The organism is Agrobacterium sp. B1(2019) (genome assembly GCF_008274755.1).
In the GTDB taxonomy this organism is placed as follows: domain Bacteria; phylum Pseudomonadota; class Alphaproteobacteria; order Rhizobiales; family Rhizobiaceae; genus Agrobacterium; species Agrobacterium salinitolerans.
In genome coordinates this window covers 225,901-240,911 of record NZ_VTPB01000001.1, presented here as the reverse complement: position 1 = coordinate 240,911, position 15,011 = coordinate 225,901, and the positions used below count along the sequence as shown (strand labels likewise).

The following is a 15,011-nucleotide window of genomic DNA, read 5'->3' as shown; positions in this document are numbered from 1 at the left end:
GCCGAAAGGACGACAGGCCACCGTTTGCAGTCTTGCGCCGCAAAATTTCCGGCGCAAGTAAAATCTTTCAGTGCCGTCCGCCTTCGAGATAGGCGGCGCGCACCTGCGGATCGGCGAGCAGCTCCCTGCCCGAACCGCTCATGGTCACCTTGCCGTTGACCATGACATAGGCGCGGTCAGAAAGCTTGAGCGCGGCAAAGGCGTTCTGCTCCACGAGGAAGACGGTCAGCCCTTCTTCCTGATTGAGTTTCTTGATCGCCTCGAAGATGCCCTTGACGATCAGCGGTGCGAGACCGAGGGACGGCTCGTCCAGCAGCAAAAGCTTCGGCCGCGCCATCAGCGCACGACCGATGGAGAGCATCTGCTGCTCGCCGCCGGAAAGCGTGCCGCCGCGCTGGCTTTGACGTTCTTTCAGGCGCGGGAACATCACGAAAATCTTCTCGACGTCTTCCTTGAAATATTTCAGATTATCGAGATTGGCGCCCATCTGCAGGTTTTCCAGCACCGTCATGCGCGGGAAAATCCTGCGGCCTTCCGGCGACTGGGCAATACGCTTGCGGGCGATGAGATGGGTCGGCAGCCGGGTGATATCCTCGCCGTCGAAGATCACCTGACCGGCGCGCGCCTGCGGGCTGCCGCAGATGGTCATCATCAGCGTCGACTTGCCGGCGCCGTTGGCGCCGATCAGGCTGACGATCTCACCCTTTTTGACCTCGACATCGACACCGGCCAGAGCGCGGATATTGCCATAATAGGTTTCGACACCCTGGACTTTAAGAAGCGGTTCACCAGACATCAGGCCGCTCCTCCGTCGAGTTCTTCCGCAATCACGTCTTCCACTTCATCATCCTCGACACCCAGATAGGCGGCGATGACCTTCGGGTCGTTCTTCACATGGTCCGGCGTGCCGTCGGAAATCTTCTGGCCATATTCCAGAACCACCACATGGTCGGAAATCTGCATCACCACGGACATGTCGTGCTCGATCAGGAGCAACGACGTGCCTTCATCGCGGATACCGCGCAACAGCGTGTTGAGCGCCAGCGATTCCTTCGGGTTGAGGCCGGCGGCCGGCTCGTCGAGGCAAAGAAGCTCCGGCCCGGTGCACATGGCGCGGGCGATTTCCAGACGGCGCTGCGCGCCATAGGGCAGATCGCCGGCCGGATCGTCGGCGCGGTCGATCAGATCCGCCTTTTCCAGCCAATACTTAGCTTTTTCGATCGAAGCATCCACCGCCCGCCGGTAAGCGGGCAGGCCGAGAAGACCGAGGATCGTGTAACCCGAGGCCTTCATCAGCACGTTGTGCTGGGCCACCAGCAGGTTTTCCAGAACGGTCAGGCCCGAAAACAGGCGAATGTTCTGGAAGGTGCGCGCCACCTTCGCCTTCTTGGTGATTTCGAAATCCGGCAGGCGCTCGAGAAGATGCGCCTCGCCATTCTGCTGGCGCAGGGTGATCATGCCCATGGTCGGCTTGTAAAAGCCGGTGATGCAGTTGAAGACCGTGGTCTTGCCCGCACCGTTGGGGCCGATCAGCGCCGTGATCTCGCCGCGCTTCGCCTCGAAGGAGAAATCGTTGATGGCCATCAGGCCGCCGAAGCGCATCGAGAGATGTTCGACCTTGAGGATCGTGTCATTTGTCATTGTTGTCGTTCCGGAAGCCATCAACCGTGACCTTCCTTGGTAAAGCTGCCGGAGACGGCCTTGCGTTCTTTAAGGAAAGCCGTGGGTTCACGCGAGCCGACGAAGCCGCGCGGCTTGAACAGCATGACGATGACCATGCCAAGACCGAAGAGCAGCATGCGGTAGAGTTCCGGTGTGAAATCAGGCCCGAAGACATGCTTCAGGAACTCCATTTCACGTAACGCCTCGGTGCCGCCGACCATGACCAACGCCGCAATGGCGATGCCCGTGAGCGAACCCATGCCACCGAGCACGACGATGGCGAGAATGACGGCGGATTCCAGGAACACGAAGCTTTCCGGCGAAACGAACCCCTGGCGCGCGGCAAAGAAGGAACCGGCAAAACCGCCGAACATCGCGCCCGTTGCAAAGGCGGTGAGCTTGGTGATGACGGTATCGATGCCGAGCGAACGGCAGGCGATTTCGTCCTCGCGCAGCGCTTCCCATGCCCGGCCGACCGGCATGCGGCGCAGGCGGATGGTGACATAGGCCGTCAGCATGCAAAGCAGCAGAATCACGTAGAACAGGAAAATCTTGTAATAGGCCGAAGACATGGACAGGCCGAAAACCTTGGCGAAATTGTTCGGCGCGCCGATATCGAAGGACCAGATGCCGAAAACCGACGCCTTGGCGATGCCCGAAATACCGAAGGTGCCCTTGGTCACATCCGTCCAGTTCAAAAGTACGAGGCGGATGATTTCACCGAAGGCGAGCGTCACGATCGCCAGATAGTCGCCGCGAAGACGAAGAACCGGGAAACCGAGAATGATGCCCCAGAAACCGGCGAGAATGCCCGCGACCGGCAAAAGCACCCAGAAGGACAGGCCGAACTGGCTGGAGAGCAGCGCATAGGAATAGGCGCCCACCGCATAAAAGGCCACATAACCGAGATCGAGCAGGCCGGCGAGGCCGACGACGATGTTGAGGCCCCAGGCCAGCATCACATAGATCAGGATCTGGATCCCGAAATTGTCGACGAATTTCAGCGAGCCCTGAAAGCCGAAGAGCTGCACGGCGATAACCGGATAAAGCAGCAGAAGGACCAGCGCCAGCTTCAGGAAGTGCTTGTGGAAAAAGCCCTTTTCCTCGGAAATTTCCGGCACGCCGCTTTTGGCCTTTGCCAGCTTGCGGCGGTCCAGCGACGGTTTGATGAAACCGACCATCAGGAACCGGCCGACGGCGGCAACGGCGACGAAAATTGCCAGAAGGCCCCAGCGCGTACCCCAGATCAGCTGGTTGTTGATATCCTGATAGGTGATGATGCCGACATAAAGAATGAACATGCCGAGCGATACGAGGCCCGCAATCAGGCCCTCCTTCACAGCCGTCGCCATCAGGCTCGGGCTGGAAGCAGCATTGTCGGAAGCGATATTGGTCATGGGATCACACCTTCTCGACTTCCGGACGACCGAGAATGCCGGTCGGCTTGAAGATCAGTACGAAAGCCAGGATGCCGAACGCCGCGACATCCTTGTAGGCGATGGAGAAATAGGCCGACCACAGCGATTCGATGAGGCCTATCAGCAGACCGCCGAGCACGGCGCCCGGCAGAGAGCCGATGCCGCCGAGAACGGCTGCGGTAAACGCCTTGACGCCGGGGATGAAGCCGTCGCTGAAAGACGCAACGCCGTAATACATCAGATACATGGTGCCCGCGACAGCGGCGAGCGCCGCGCCCATGATAAAGGTGATCGAAATCGTCTTGTCGACATCGACGCCAAGCAGCGCGGCCATCTTGCGGTCCTGTTCCGTGGCGCGCTGCGCCCGTCCAAGCGGGGTCTTGTTGACGATATACCAGAAGGCGAAGAGCAGCACCGAGGTAACGACCATGATGATGAGCTGCTTAAGCGACACGGTGATGTCGCCGAAATGATAGCTCTCCGTCACCAGCGACGGGATCGGCTTGTTGCGCGGACCCTGCGTCACCTGAATGAAGTTGGACAGTACGATCGACATACCGATGGCCGTGATCAGCGGCGCGAGACGGAACGACCCTCTGAGCGGGCGGTAGGCGACGCGCTCGATCACCCAGTTCCACAAGCCGGTCATCAACATGGCGACGACCATCATCAAAAGCAGAAGAAGCGCCACCGGAATGCCGGCGACAAAGGATGTCACGATCAGGAAAACGATCAGCGCGGCGAAGCCGCCAAGCATGAAAATATCACCATGGGCGAAGTTGATCATGCCGATGATGCCGTAAACCATCGTATAGCCGATAGCGATGAGGCCATAGATCGATCCAAGAGTCAGCCCGTTTATGAGCTGCTGGATAAAATACTCCATGTCTTTCCCCCGGGTATGGCCTCAAATGGGCCACGCCTCGTTATGTTAATTATAGGGGAAACCTTTCAGGCAGACCCCCACCCTCAAAATGCATATCGTGTTCGTTAAAAATGTGAAGTCAAAAACGGGCGATCCTGCACAAAATTTGGAATTTCCACATGGACTGCCGCTTTCCCGGTCAAAAGAGCCATGATTTTGGCAGGAAGTGCTGAAAAAATGACGGTCGAATACTTATTTTAGCAATGTTCGATGTCGTTATTTGACGGCTGACGGGCAAAAGAGTAGCCAAGAACGTAATGACAGAACCCCATGACGGGATGGCCCCGTCGCCGGCTGGCTGTGGCAAAGAGATGATCGACATATTGACGAAAGCGGCGCTGGACGCCGGGCAGGCCATCATGGCGGTCCACCGTGCCGGCCCGCATGTGTCGTACAAGGACGACAGCTCGCCGGTGACCGAGGCCGATCAGCGGGCCGAGGCGATCATCCTTGCGGCGCTGGCCGCCCATTTTCCCGATATCCCCGTGGTTGCCGAAGAAGCGGTGTCGAGCGGCATCCTGCCGGAAACCGGTGCGGAGTTCTTCCTCGTCGATCCGCTGGACGGCACCAAGGAATTCATTTCCGGCAAGGACGATTTCACCGTCAACATCGCGCTCATCCGCAACGGCGTACCCGTGGTCGGCGTGGTCTACGCCCCCTGCCGCGGGCAGGCATGGACGGGCGAGGACAATGCTGCCGAAAAGCTCGCTATTTCCGTTGAAGGCGTCATCCTTTCGCGCCGCCCCATCCGCGCGCGCCAGCGCGGCGCTTCCCCCGTGGCGCTGATCAGCCGCTCCCACTGTACGGCAAAAACGGAAGCCTTCGTGGCCGAACACGGGCTGAAGGACTGTATCTCCGTCGGCTCCTCACTGAAATTCTGCATGCTGGCGGAGGGCGCCGCCGATATCTATCCCCGCTTCAGCCGCACCATGATGTGGGACACGGCCGCCGGCGACGCCGTGCTGCGCGCCGCAGGCGGCAGGACGCTCGATTGCGAGGGTAAGCCGCTTGCCTATGCGGTGCGGGGTGACGGCGAGGATGCGCTGGCCAATCCGGATTTCATTGCCGAAGGGGCGATGGCGGTGGAACACGCGGGGTAACGGGCGGTCGAGGTTTCCTGCGGTTATTGTGACGTGCGGACCGATCTTTGCTTCGGCGTGTGTGGCTTACCCCCCTCTGCCCTGCCGGGCATCCCCCATCACCACCCCCAAAAAAATAATCCCATCCCCGCTCATCCCCACCCCACGCCATCACCCCACAATGCCCCGCAACGAAACACCACAGCGCGGAAGGCACATCATGACGGAACAGACGGCGAGACTTCGGCTTCCCTATATCCTGCCTTCGCAGGCCCAGAAACACGTCACCCATAACGAAGCCCTGCAAAGGCTGGATGCGATCGTGCAACTGGTCATAAAGGCCATCGTCGCGACACCGCCCGATAACGCCGCGGAAGGGGATTGTTTCCTCCTCTCCGCCGATGCCGCGGGCGACTGGGCCGGCAAGGGCGGCAGGCTCGCCTTCCGCCAGGATGGCGCCTGGCTCTCTGTCAACCCGCAGCCTGGCTGGACGGCGTGGTTTGCGGCCGAGAGCCAATATCGCATCCTTAACGACGGCAGCTGGCGCGACATGCCGCTGCCGGCCGCCGGCCGGCTGCAAAGGCTGGGCATTGGCGCCGATGCCGATGCCGCCAACCGGCTGGCGCTTGCCTCCCCCGCCAGCCTCTTCACCCATGCCGAAGAAGGTGGCAGCCACCGCATGACGATCAACAAGGCGGGCAAGGCCGATACCGCCTCACTGCTGTTCCAGTCCGGCTGGAGCGGCCGGGCGGAAATGGGCCTTGCCGGCCATGACGGGTTTTCGATCAAGACCAGCAAGGATGGCGCCTCCTGGCACACGGCGCTTTTGTGCAGCGGCGATGGCCGGGTCTCGATGCCGAACCGCGCACTCGCCGTCGCCGGGCTGCCGGCGGGCACGACGAAACCCGCCAATGGCTCGGCGGCAGGTTTTTCCGTGCTCTCCATCGCCGAGGGCGGCTTTGCGCTCGGTGATGCGGTGAGCGGCGGCGGACGTGAACTCGTGGTTCCGGCAAAGGGCCTTTATCTGGCGGCGCTGACGCTCGCCGTGGTTTCTTCCTCCGGCCACCGGGTGACGCTTTTCATCAATGGCGCGGCGGCCAGCTTCGATATCGCCGGCAATGCATCGACGTCAGGCACATCGCAATCGGCAACCTCCATCCTTTCGCTCGATGCCGGCGACCGCCTGCGGCTGCAGCACGAGGGAACGGCGGAATTTACCCAGGGCAATGGGAAAACGTGCCTTTCGCTTGCGGCACTTTGACGGAAACAACCGATGAGAGAGAAAAATTGCGATTTTTGGAAAAATTTTTTCCCGGCAAAATAAGGCGACTCGAACAAATCAGGCGAAACCGTTCAAATTCTTAATAAATTGTCACGAGCTGCTTAGTCAATTTTTAAAGGTACCGGGCTAGAGTTCCCGTCATATGGTCTTGAGTTTGTATAGAGTGTCCAATGACCGAAATGATACGCCCACGAGTTAAATATGTCATCGGCCCCGATGGCAGCCCTCTGACGATTGCGGATCTTCCGCCTGCCAATACCCGTCGCTGGGTCATTCGCAGAAAGGCGGAGGTGGTTGCCGCCGTACGCGGAGGACTGCTGAGCCTCGAGGAAGCCTGCGAGCGTTATACGCTCACCGTTGAAGAATTCCTGTCCTGGCAGTCCTCGATCTCCGATCATGGCCTCGCCGGCCTGCGCACCACGCGCATTCAGCAATATCGCCACTAAAACAGTGCGCCGGCGCGAAAACGCGCCCAGACCGAGTGTAGAGAACGCCCCGCCGGATCATCGACGGGGCTTTCGGTCTGATTTCGGATTTCCATCTGAGAACTGCCCCACAGAGCCGGTGATTGTCGCCGGTTTGTGTCCGCTGCGTTCGCTATCGTGCTGTTTCAATTCAGGCTGAAGCCGTTACAGTGACGACTACGAACAGCAATGCGGAAGGCGCTCAGCATGGACATCAAGACAACCGAAACCGGATCGCACGGTGAATATTCAGCGACCATCGACGGCCACAAGGCGGAGATGACCTATTCGCGCACCTCCCCTTCCCTCATCATTATCGACCATACCGGCGTGCCCGATGCGCTACGCGGCAAAGGCGTGGGCCAGACGCTTGCCGCCCATGCGATCGATGAAGCCCGCAAGGGCGGCTGGAAGATCATTCCGCTCTGCCCCTTCTTCAAGGCCCAGACGTTGCGCCATGCCGAATGGGCGGATGTCATCCAGGGGTAAGACGCTTAATTCTGTAAAAGAGCAGAATATTCGCAAACGTCGCGGCATATTTCTTCTCCCCGAGGGGGAGAAGGTGGCCCGAAGGGTCGGATGAGGGGGCTACGGTAGCGATTGACCGAGAGCTCGCCCCCTCATCCCGCTGCCGCGACCTTCTCCCCGGCGGGGAGAAGAAACAAGTAGCTTACGCCCGATCTCTCACAACCGTTCCAAATATCGCGTCATTCATAAACTCTCTCGCCCGTCACGCCACCTTCAGCGGCGGCGTCCCTGCATGCATGCTGTGGCGGATTTCGTCGCGAAATTCGGGCGTATCCTTGGCCCCGTGCACCGTCACGGCATGGTGCACCGCTGCCTCCATCAACTCCTCCGGAGAATCGGCGGAGATGGCGATCGTGCATTTGCTGTCACTGGGGAATTCGCGGCAATCAATATATTGGCGGGCCATTTTTCCCTCCCTGCCATAGCCGTCCGCGCCCGCTTGAGGCGCGCACGTAAAGCCCTCCGGCTCATGGTCGGAACCCGCTTAAAATACGCCCTTTCCCAACCCCGGACAATAAGAATCAGGGAAACGCCGTCCCGCCGGAAGACCCGGACACCACCCCAAAACAAAAGGCCGCCCTTGAGGAGCGGCCTTTTAAAAAAAATGCATGGGCGTCCCGTCATTGAAAGCCGCCTCCTGATCCACCGGCAGCCGTCAATGAGGACGATCATTCGTCAGCTTTTGCGCCACATGTCAGGCGCGGGCGCGGATGGCTCCGTCGCGGTTTTCGAGGGCAGCGGCCTTTTCATATTCGGCCTGCACCTCTTCCAGCGAAGCTTCAGCGGCTTCCTGCTGGGCCTTCAGCTCACGGATCGAGACCTGAAGATTATCCGCCCGCTGGCGCGCGGCCTTGGCGAAGGTCGGATAGGCGAAATGCGTCGGATCGGTAATGCCCGACTTGCTTTCTTCCAGAGATATCTGATGCACCAGTTCCTTTGCCATCCGCTCGAACTCGGACATCATCTGCTGCAGCTGGTTAAGCTGCCGGCGTTTTTCATTGACCTGAAATTCCTTCAGGCGAACCAGGCTGTCACGCGACTTCATACGCAATACTCCATGGATAGCGAGACCCGGATCAAAAAGGCACTATGCCACCCTGATCGGCCCGTTTAACCCGCCCGTTTTTCCGTAAGGGTTGCCCCCTGTCCCGGAATGATTCCCAAAAGTTACCCGGCGTTAATAAAAAACCGCCGCCGTTAACCTTTCGTTTACGGGCATCGTTAATGATAAACACGATCATTTAAGGGTCGGTAAATGCCAGGTCCAAAAAAATGGACCCGACGATGTAAGAGTCGATTGAATCACTTAACGGGATTTCCTCACGTTAAGCTTCAATTTTGGCGATGGTGGATTCACGTGCAAAAACAGCGAAATGCCTACTTTGCTTAATAAATTCGATACACCTTGCCAAAGGCAATTAGAATTTGTTAACCATTTGGTGGCAGCCTGCAAATCAGGCAACGTCTGGATCCGCATCGCGCGAGGCAATGATTTACCGGTTCGCGGGCGGCAAAGGGGATAATTATGCGGGTTCTACTTATTGAAGACGACAGCGCGACAGCGCAGAGCATTGAACTGATGCTCAAGTCGGAGAGCTTTAACGTTTACACGACCGACCTCGGTGAGGAAGGCGTGGACCTCGGCAAGCTCTATGATTACGACATTATTCTTCTCGACCTCAACCTGCCCGACATGTCGGGTTACGAGGTACTGAGAACGCTTCGGCTCTCCAAGGTCAAGACGCCGATCCTCATCCTGTCCGGCATGGCCGGCATTGAGGACAAGGTTCGCGGTCTCGGCTTCGGCGCAGACGACTACATGACAAAGCCGTTCCACAAGGATGAGCTTGTTGCCCGCATTCACGCCATTGTCCGTCGTTCCAAGGGCCATGCGCAATCGGTCATCTCCACCGGCGAACTCATCGTCAATCTCGATGCCAAGACGGTTGAAGTGGGTGGCCAGCGCGTGCACCTGACCGGCAAGGAATATCAGATGCTTGAGCTGCTTTCGCTGCGCAAGGGCACAACGCTGACCAAGGAAATGTTCCTGAACCACCTCTATGGCGGCATGGACGAGCCGGAACTGAAGATCATCGACGTCTTCATCTGCAAGCTGCGCAAGAAGCTCGCAAACGCCGCCGGCGGCGCGAACTACATCGAAACCGTCTGGGGCCGCGGCTATGTTCTGCGCGAGCCAGATGGCGCGACGGAATTCCTCGAAACCGCCTGATCCATTTCAGGGTATGGCAGTTTTTAAAAGACCCGCTGGAAACGGCGGGTTTTTTGTTGTGATGTCAAAGATCGTATGTCACCGCCTCAATGGTAAAAACCTGAACTCCCCAAACGCTCAAGGCTGGCAGGAGCTAATTTACAACTCACGCATATTCAACTTATGATTTATTAACAGACATTCAGTATCTTTAAAGTGGAAATCAGCTTAAGATACGTTGTCAGAGCATGATGCTAAGACCTCGGATGACTTCCCGACACGATGAATGCTGTCGCGGAGCAAGTGAGGAATAACGCAGATGTCGATTTCTTCCATAAATACTACAGCTTTGCTGATACTGCAGCGCGCAGTACCAGCGAATAACGCATCGCCCGCAGATGCGGCCGAAACAGACATTGTCAAAATAGCGAACGGCGTATCCAGTCAACCGTCACAAGGCCTGAAGAGCGGAGAATCCGTCGCAGCAAAATTCGCCACCGATATGGCCCCTTCCACCGGAAAAATCGTGATTGGCGGACTGGGATCGGCGGATTCCTGGGACGAAATGATCGAGTTGGTTAAAACCCATAAAGAACTCAGCAATTCCGAAAAAACAGCATGGTTGGAAAAAATCAATGAATTCCAATCACTCGAAGCATCATTTGCAGCCTTTAAGACTGGAGAATTCTACCAGTCAATGATGTCTGGCGAATTTGGTGAACATCTGGCAGCAATAAAGGCAGACGCACTTGCGAATGGCCCGTCTCAAGCCGAAATGTCGAAACAGTTCAAAGCAATGGATGCTTTGCTGATCGCCCACGGACGGACATCCTTGAGCGAAAGTTTCAAAGCTTCCCTCTAACACGGTTGTGTCTATGAGACCTCTTTACTAAATCGGTTTCAAGAAGCGGCCGCTATTGCGGCCGCTTCCCGTGGCTTATGCCCACAAAAAATCCGTGCCATCTATGCTCGACGCCGCAACGCCCTGCAATATGGCATATGCGGCGCCTCCGTTAAATTCGATCAAAGTCGAGGTACTCTGATAATTGTACAAATTTATGTTGGAGAGCGACGAACCAACAATGAGTTTGTCAGCACCATCAACATAGTCGGTGATCGTATCTACGCCACCGGAAGTTTCGAACCAAAACCAATCTGCGCCTGATCCCCCTGTGAGGGTGTCGTTCCCAACACCGCCAGCAAGAACATCCGCGCCGTCCCCGCCAAGAAGCGTGTCTGCGCCAGCATAACCAATCAAAGTGTCATCGCCCTCACCGCCATCGATGATGTCATTGAGAACGGAACCCTTGATTTCGTCGTTACCGGCATAACCCCACATCGTCATGCCAGTCGTTGTGCCGCTGGAAGTGTTATAGACAACCTCCGCAGTCATATAGTCGTTACCAACAGAACCTCTAAAGCCGTTAATATTGGCCATCTGAATACCGGTCAGATCAAGAACACCTTCGGTTTTGAGGTACACCGGTTTTGAGCCATCGCTGACGATAGCCTCGACGGACGTCAGCGAACCTATTCCCACTTCAACGGAATTGAATATGTGGCTGACGTTAGCGATCCCTATAGTGTCGACGCCGTCACCACCGTCGAAGTAGTCCTTCCCGGCAGAGCCATTGAACAGGAAAGTGTCATCCCCAGCGCCGCCATACATGCTGTCGTTTCCAGATCCACCCAGAAGAGTATCGTCGCCTTCGTAGCCATAGATAAGATCAGGGCCAGAGGTACCGAGAAGATTGTCAGAATAGGATGTGCCTTTAATAACTGCCATGCCCATTCTCCTTCAAACGCCGACGACCCCTTCGTCAGCTTGCGGACGCGGCGGGGAGCAGGGTGCCGCGTTCGCACCCCGAATTATCGCTCAGTCGAGTAATACACTTATTACAGATCAGAGATTATATTTACCTACGTTGAATATAAATTGGAATATTTATTCTGAATTACTTTTAGTTTCAATTTATTCTAAATTATATACTTCATAAATCACAAATTTCCACCTTGAATAACAATCGGATAGCAAATTTACCTACCGCATTTCCACTTTCAGGAAGCGCAAACGCCGCCGGCGGCGCGAACTACATCGAAACCGTCTGGGGCCGCGGCTATGTTCTGCGCGAGCCAGATGGCGCCACGGAATTCCTCGAAACCGCCTGACCCCTTTGAGGACAGGACAGTTTTTAAAAGACCCGCTGGAAACGGCGGGTTTTTTGTTGTGATTTGAAGATTTATTCTCCCTAATTCCTGTGCTTGTCACAGGAATGAGGGGGAGAGAAAGACCTAGCTACGCACCGCAAAAGGATGATGGCACATGAACCACCCTATCCCCACCCTCAGGACCGAACGCCTGACGCTGCGCCCGCTGATGATCACAGACTTTCCGGCCTATCGGGATTTCATGATGTCATTGCGCTCCATCGGTGTCGGCGGGCCTTACGACCTACCCTCGACATGGGGCGTGTTCTGCCACGATCAGGCCAACTGGTACTTTTTCGGCCATGGCGCGCTGATGATCGAACTTGGCGAAACAGGGGAATGTATCGGCCAGGTCGGCATCAATCACGGTCCGCTGTTTCCGGAAAAGGAACTGGGCTGGCTGCTTTACGAAGGCCATGAAGGATACGGCTATGCTGCGGAAGCCGCCTCGGCGCTGCGCGACTGGGCCTTCAAGACCCTGAGCCTGCCTTCGCTTGTCAGCTACGTCTCGCCGCAGAATCGGAAATCTGCAGCCGTCGCCGAGCGAATCGGCGGCAGGCTCGACCCGGCAGCGCCCCGTTCCGATCCCGAAGACCTCGTTTATCGGCATCATCAGGTCAACGCCGTTTGAAAGTGAGACACCTCAAGACCATCCCGGTCACGACGTGTCCCGAAACATATGGCAACGCTTAGCAGACCTCGAACCCGATCGAGGCCGCCATGGCGGCCGCCTCGATCAGGCGGCGAATCAGACCGCTGCAAGCTGCTGGAGATGGTTTGACATGCCGGCACCCTCCCCGCCCGCATTCACGGTGTCGAAATAGTCATGCCATCCACTGTCAGCGATTGCCTCCACCAGAAGAGAAAGGGCCTGTCGGTCGCGGCAACGCCACAGCGCGAAGAATTCATGGGCGGACGCGTGGCCCAGCGAGGTATCGACCGCGCCCGTTGTGATTACCTCGATACCCGCCCGAGAAAGCGCGTTCATGCCCGCGCCGATCCGGGCAAAAAACGCTGCCCGCGCCTCGCCGCTCAAGGCCTTCCAGCTTGGTTTGGCCGAATAAAGTTCAGCGAGAAAATAAGACATGTCATCAGTCTCCATATTTGGAATTAATTGTCGGGACGGCGGGCAGGAACAGTGGCCGCGCCCGTCTTTGTCCGCACCTTCAAAAGAAGCTTGCTCAACAAACAGCGCTCGCTTTGGTCGAGACCGGAAAGCAGCGAGGATATCCATTCGGCATGTTCAACAAACAATGTCTCCACCAGCTTCTTGCCGCTGACAGTCAGGGAGACCAGAAGCTTGCGGCGGTCGTCATAAGCGGGTCGGCGTGCCACGAGCCCATCCTTCTCCAGCCCGTCAAGCAGGCCGGTAATGGTGGCGCGCGTGACGCCGGAAGCGTCGGCAAGTTCATGCGGCGAAAGGCCCTCCGCCCTGTCTCGCAAGAGTACAAGAAGCAGAAATTTCCCTTCCGACAGACGGTGCGGCGAGAGCCGCGCGGCGCAATCCCGGTCAATAGCCGCAGCAAGCGACAGAAGCTCGAAACAAAGCCTGATCCCGCCGGGCTCTGCGGTGATTTCGTTTGTCAGGGGCTTTCCCGCTTCAGGAACGCCCGATTGCGATGTGCGCGCCAACAGCGCTTCATATTTCTTTTCCAGCATCATAAGCCGGCATATAGTATGCCACCTTACTATCCGTCAACCCGTTTTATCCCTTGGCTCCCGCCCTCGCAGATTTATGTTCCCATAAGTCTTTCAAAAAGCCGCACCGGGCTTTCCCGGAACGTCGTCTCCCGGAAAGGACGGAAGCCGAAGCGGGCGGCGATTGCGAGAGAGGGCGTATTCAGCGGGTCGATCATGCAGACGACACGGCTCGATATGCCCGCGGCGTCAAACCAGCCGAGCGCGGCTTGCACGGCCTCGCTGGCCGCGCCTTTGCCTGTCAAATCCCTGTCGATCTTCCACATGGCCTCCGGAGCGGTGTCGAAATCCGCGCCATGTCCACGGCGCATATGGGCAAGACCGACCTCGCCGACGATTCGTCCCGTGGCGGCCTCCTCAACCACGAAGGGGCCGAAACCGAAGACGGACCAGTGACCGATGAAGCGCAGGAGCCGCGCAAAGGCGAGTTCGGGATCGAGCGGCGCGATCGAGCTCACCCCTGGTATCGGACGAACATCCGCGCCCCAGAAGGAGCAATAAAGTGCTTCGTCCTCAATGGCGTGAGGCCGCAGCACAAGACGCGCGGTTTCGACACGGATCATGAGACCTTCTCCTCGGAAAAGAAAAAGGCCGGGCGCAGGCTAAAGCCGCACCCAACCCTGATGGCATCCTTGTCGCATTGAAACGATCACGCCGTAATCGTCGTGGCGGTAAACACGATGCGGTCGTCATGCACCTTGTATTCCACCGCCATATTGGCCTCTTCGGCCAGAAGCAGCGTGTAGTAGGGCTGCACGGAATGGGCGTCGACCGCCTCTTCCAGCCTGCCCTCGTAAATTTCCACGAACTTGGCCGGCACCCGCATCATCCGGCCCTTGACGGTGATTTCGAACCGGGCGTCTCCGTCGGGGTTTTCCAGCAGCACATCCACATTGCCGCCGCGCGGGATGGCGCCGTAAGCAACGAGAAAGAGGTTGAGCAAAAGTTTGACACGATTTTTCGGAACGATGGCGCGCGGGCCATTCCAGCTCACCTCAGCCTTCTTTTCGGCGGCGGCGAAATCCTGGGCGGCTTTCTCGGCCTCGCCGGTGTCGATGGAAGCGCCGGCCGAACCGGAAGCGCCGAAAGCAAGGCGGGCGAACTTCAGCCGCACGGATGCGTTAAGGGCTGACGTGCGGATGAGATCGAGCGCATCGTCATCCGTGCCGCCCTCGTCCAGGAGTTCGAGGCCGTTATTGATGGCGCCGACAGGAGAAATCACATCATGGCACACACGGCTGCACAGAAGAGCCGCCAGATCGGGACCGGACAGCGTGATATTGAGTTTGCTGGTCATAAAATTCTCTCCTGCGCAAGGGCGGCGCGGACGGTGTGGAAATTGTTAAGCCATAATGACACCATATTTGGTAAACCGATTGTTAATAGGATGGTTTCAAAATGCCAAATGGCTTAACAGGCCACACTGGAGCCACGTGTATCCGCAAGGATGCGCGAAATATGCTGTAGAATTTTTTCTGCACGCCAGTCCTCAAGAAAACCGATTCGGATTTCGGGCTGGTGCGCTAACGAAACAGACG

Annotated in this window: 18 protein-coding genes and 1 pseudogene; 8 read left to right on the top strand and 11 right to left on the bottom strand. The window is 57.5% G+C overall.

Annotation, left to right across the window (positions count from 1 at the left end; translation table 11 throughout):
- Nucleotides 1–67: 67 nt before the first annotated feature.
- From AGR1_RS01165 to AGR1_RS01150, 4 genes are read right to left on the bottom strand one after another with little or no spacing between them, the layout of a single operon-like run.
- Complete coding sequence (locus tag AGR1_RS01165) at nt 68–796, bottom strand: ABC transporter ATP-binding protein (RefSeq protein ID WP_077981419.1); 729 nt, start codon at nt 794–796, stop codon at nt 68–70.
- Nucleotides 796–1,662 carry an ABC transporter ATP-binding protein gene (locus AGR1_RS01160; protein WP_149145954.1) on the bottom strand — a complete coding sequence of 289 codons (867 nt, stop codon included), beginning with the start codon at nt 1,660–1,662 and terminating at the stop codon, nt 796–798. The genes AGR1_RS01165 and AGR1_RS01160 overlap by 1 nt, the downstream gene beginning before the upstream one ends.
- Nucleotides 1,662–3,059, bottom strand: a complete 1,398-nt coding sequence (livM, locus tag AGR1_RS01155; RefSeq protein WP_080789888.1) for a high-affinity branched-chain amino acid ABC transporter permease LivM — start codon at nt 3,057–3,059, stop codon at nt 1,662–1,664. The genes AGR1_RS01160 and livM overlap by 1 nt, the downstream gene beginning before the upstream one ends.
- 4 nt (nt 3,060–3,063) lie before the next feature.
- Nucleotides 3,064–3,966 carry a branched-chain amino acid ABC transporter permease gene (locus AGR1_RS01150; protein ID WP_077981416.1) on the bottom strand — a complete coding sequence of 301 codons (903 nt, stop codon included), beginning with the start codon at nt 3,964–3,966 and terminating at the stop codon, nt 3,064–3,066.
- A gap of 350 nt (nt 3,967–4,316) precedes the next feature.
- Between AGR1_RS01150 and cysQ the strand changes: the two genes are divergently transcribed.
- The 4 genes from cysQ to AGR1_RS01130 all read left to right on the top strand — a co-directional run bounded on the left by cysQ (nt 4,317) and on the right by AGR1_RS01130 (nt 7,319).
- Nucleotides 4,317–5,105, top strand: coding sequence for a 3'(2'),5'-bisphosphate nucleotidase CysQ (cysQ, locus tag AGR1_RS01145; protein WP_121459673.1), 789 nt, complete (start codon nt 4,317–4,319; stop codon nt 5,103–5,105).
- A gap of 199 nt (nt 5,106–5,304) precedes the next feature.
- Nucleotides 5,305–6,345, top strand: coding sequence for a DUF2793 domain-containing protein (locus AGR1_RS01140; protein ID WP_149145953.1), 1,041 nt, complete (start codon nt 5,305–5,307; stop codon nt 6,343–6,345).
- A gap of 191 nt (nt 6,346–6,536) precedes the next feature.
- A complete protein-coding gene (locus AGR1_RS01135; protein WP_004430042.1) occupies nt 6,537–6,812 on the top strand; it encodes a DUF1153 domain-containing protein in 276 nt (91 codons plus the stop codon).
- Nucleotides 6,813–7,037: 225 nt separating this feature from the next.
- Entirely contained in the window at nt 7,038–7,319 is a 282-nt protein-coding gene (locus tag AGR1_RS01130) for a GNAT family N-acetyltransferase (protein ID WP_080792710.1), read from the top strand.
- A gap of 241 nt (nt 7,320–7,560) precedes the next feature.
- On the opposite strand, the gene AGR1_RS01120 is transcribed toward AGR1_RS01130, so the two are convergent.
- Nucleotides 7,561–7,764: a DUF1059 domain-containing protein gene (locus AGR1_RS01120; protein WP_080789885.1), complete on the bottom strand. Its 204-nt coding sequence runs from the start codon at nt 7,762–7,764 to the stop codon at nt 7,561–7,563.
- 288 nt (nt 7,765–8,052) lie between these two features.
- Nucleotides 8,053–8,403, bottom strand: coding sequence for a flagellar export protein FliJ (locus tag AGR1_RS01115; RefSeq protein WP_003491821.1), 351 nt, complete (start codon nt 8,401–8,403; stop codon nt 8,053–8,055).
- A 480-nt stretch (nt 8,404–8,883) separates the two neighbouring features.
- Here AGR1_RS01115 and ctrA point away from each other — a divergent pair, with 480 nt between their 5' ends.
- The gene (ctrA, locus tag AGR1_RS01110) at nt 8,884–9,588 is read left to right on the top strand and encodes a cell cycle two-component system response regulator CtrA (protein ID WP_003491823.1); all 705 of its coding nucleotides are present in this window, start codon (nt 8,884–8,886) and stop codon (nt 9,586–9,588) included.
- A 298-nt stretch (nt 9,589–9,886) separates the two neighbouring features.
- Nucleotides 9,887–10,429: a hypothetical protein gene (locus tag AGR1_RS01105; protein ID WP_149145952.1), complete on the top strand. Its 543-nt coding sequence runs from the start codon at nt 9,887–9,889 to the stop codon at nt 10,427–10,429.
- 75 nt (nt 10,430–10,504) lie between these two features.
- Here the strand turns inward: AGR1_RS01105 and AGR1_RS01100 are convergent, their stop codons facing one another.
- The gene (locus tag AGR1_RS01100; protein ID WP_187772011.1) at nt 10,505–11,353 is read right to left on the bottom strand and encodes a calcium-binding protein; all 849 of its coding nucleotides are present in this window, start codon (nt 11,351–11,353) and stop codon (nt 10,505–10,507) included.
- Nucleotides 11,354–11,634: 281 nt separating this feature from the next.
- On the opposite strand from AGR1_RS01100, the pseudogene AGR1_RS01095 reads away from it, so the two are divergent.
- Both AGR1_RS01095 and AGR1_RS01090 read left to right on the top strand, forming a co-directional pair.
- Nucleotides 11,635–11,736, top strand: a pseudogene (locus tag AGR1_RS01095) (DNA-binding response regulator); the annotation flags it as partial.
- Between the two features lie 154 nt (nt 11,737–11,890).
- On the top strand, nt 11,891–12,406 hold the full coding sequence (locus AGR1_RS01090; protein WP_149145950.1) for a GNAT family N-acetyltransferase: 516 nt from the start codon (nt 11,891–11,893) through the stop codon (nt 12,404–12,406).
- Nucleotides 12,407–12,523: 117 nt separating this feature from the next.
- Here AGR1_RS01090 and AGR1_RS01085 read toward each other — a convergent pair whose 3' ends face one another.
- From AGR1_RS01085 to AGR1_RS01070, 4 genes are all read right to left on the bottom strand, one after another.
- Nucleotides 12,524–12,862: a DUF6616 family protein gene (locus tag AGR1_RS01085; protein ID WP_080789883.1), complete on the bottom strand. Its 339-nt coding sequence runs from the start codon at nt 12,860–12,862 to the stop codon at nt 12,524–12,526.
- 23 nt (nt 12,863–12,885) lie between these two features.
- Nucleotides 12,886–13,434: a MarR family transcriptional regulator gene (locus AGR1_RS01080; protein ID WP_080792706.1), complete on the bottom strand. Its 549-nt coding sequence runs from the start codon at nt 13,432–13,434 to the stop codon at nt 12,886–12,888.
- 74 nt (nt 13,435–13,508) lie between these two features.
- Nucleotides 13,509–14,036: a GNAT family protein gene (locus AGR1_RS01075; RefSeq protein WP_080789882.1), complete on the bottom strand. Its 528-nt coding sequence runs from the start codon at nt 14,034–14,036 to the stop codon at nt 13,509–13,511.
- 86 nt (nt 14,037–14,122) lie between these two features.
- Entirely contained in the window at nt 14,123–14,770 is a 648-nt protein-coding gene (locus AGR1_RS01070; RefSeq protein WP_080789881.1) for a histidine phosphotransferase family protein, read from the bottom strand.
- Between the last annotated feature and the right edge of the window lie 241 nt (nt 14,771–15,011).

Bases quoted from the DNA above. Each gene is read 5' to 3' on its own strand.
- AGR1_RS01080 (WP_080792706.1), bottom strand. From the start codon at position 13,434: ATGCTGGAAAAGAAATATGAAGCGCTGTTGGCGCGCACATCGCAATCG.
- AGR1_RS01150 (WP_077981416.1), bottom strand. From the start codon at position 3,966: ATGGAGTATTTTATCCAGCAGCTCATAAACGGGCTGACTCTTGGATCG.
- AGR1_RS01135 (WP_004430042.1), top strand. From the start codon at position 6,537: ATGACCGAAATGATACGCCCACGAGTTAAATATGTCATCGGCCCCGAT.
- ctrA (WP_003491823.1), top strand. From the start codon at position 8,884: ATGCGGGTTCTACTTATTGAAGACGACAGCGCGACAGCGCAGAGCATT.
- livM (WP_080789888.1), bottom strand. From the start codon at position 3,059: ATGACCAATATCGCTTCCGACAATGCTGCTTCCAGCCCGAGCCTGATG.
- AGR1_RS01105 (WP_149145952.1), top strand. From the start codon at position 9,887: ATGTCGATTTCTTCCATAAATACTACAGCTTTGCTGATACTGCAGCGC.
- cysQ (WP_121459673.1), top strand. From the start codon at position 4,317: ATGATCGACATATTGACGAAAGCGGCGCTGGACGCCGGGCAGGCCATC.
- AGR1_RS01070 (WP_080789881.1), bottom strand. From the start codon at position 14,770: ATGACCAGCAAACTCAATATCACGCTGTCCGGTCCCGATCTGGCGGCT.
- AGR1_RS01140 (WP_149145953.1), top strand. From the start codon at position 5,305: ATGACGGAACAGACGGCGAGACTTCGGCTTCCCTATATCCTGCCTTCG.
- AGR1_RS01100 (WP_187772011.1), bottom strand. From the start codon at position 11,353: ATGGCAGTTATTAAAGGCACATCCTATTCTGACAATCTTCTCGGTACC.
- AGR1_RS01120 (WP_080789885.1), bottom strand. From the start codon at position 7,764: ATGGCCCGCCAATATATTGATTGCCGCGAATTCCCCAGTGACAGCAAA.
- AGR1_RS01165 (WP_077981419.1), bottom strand. From the start codon at position 796: ATGTCTGGTGAACCGCTTCTTAAAGTCCAGGGTGTCGAAACCTATTAT.
- AGR1_RS01115 (WP_003491821.1), bottom strand. From the start codon at position 8,403: ATGAAGTCGCGTGACAGCCTGGTTCGCCTGAAGGAATTTCAGGTCAAT.
- AGR1_RS01075 (WP_080789882.1), bottom strand. From the start codon at position 14,036: ATGATCCGTGTCGAAACCGCGCGTCTTGTGCTGCGGCCTCACGCCATT.
- AGR1_RS01130 (WP_080792710.1), top strand. From the start codon at position 7,038: ATGGACATCAAGACAACCGAAACCGGATCGCACGGTGAATATTCAGCG.
- AGR1_RS01085 (WP_080789883.1), bottom strand. From the start codon at position 12,862: ATGTCTTATTTTCTCGCTGAACTTTATTCGGCCAAACCAAGCTGGAAG.
- AGR1_RS01090 (WP_149145950.1), top strand. From the start codon at position 11,891: ATGAACCACCCTATCCCCACCCTCAGGACCGAACGCCTGACGCTGCGC.
- AGR1_RS01160 (WP_149145954.1), bottom strand. From the start codon at position 1,662: ATGGCTTCCGGAACGACAACAATGACAAATGACACGATCCTCAAGGTC.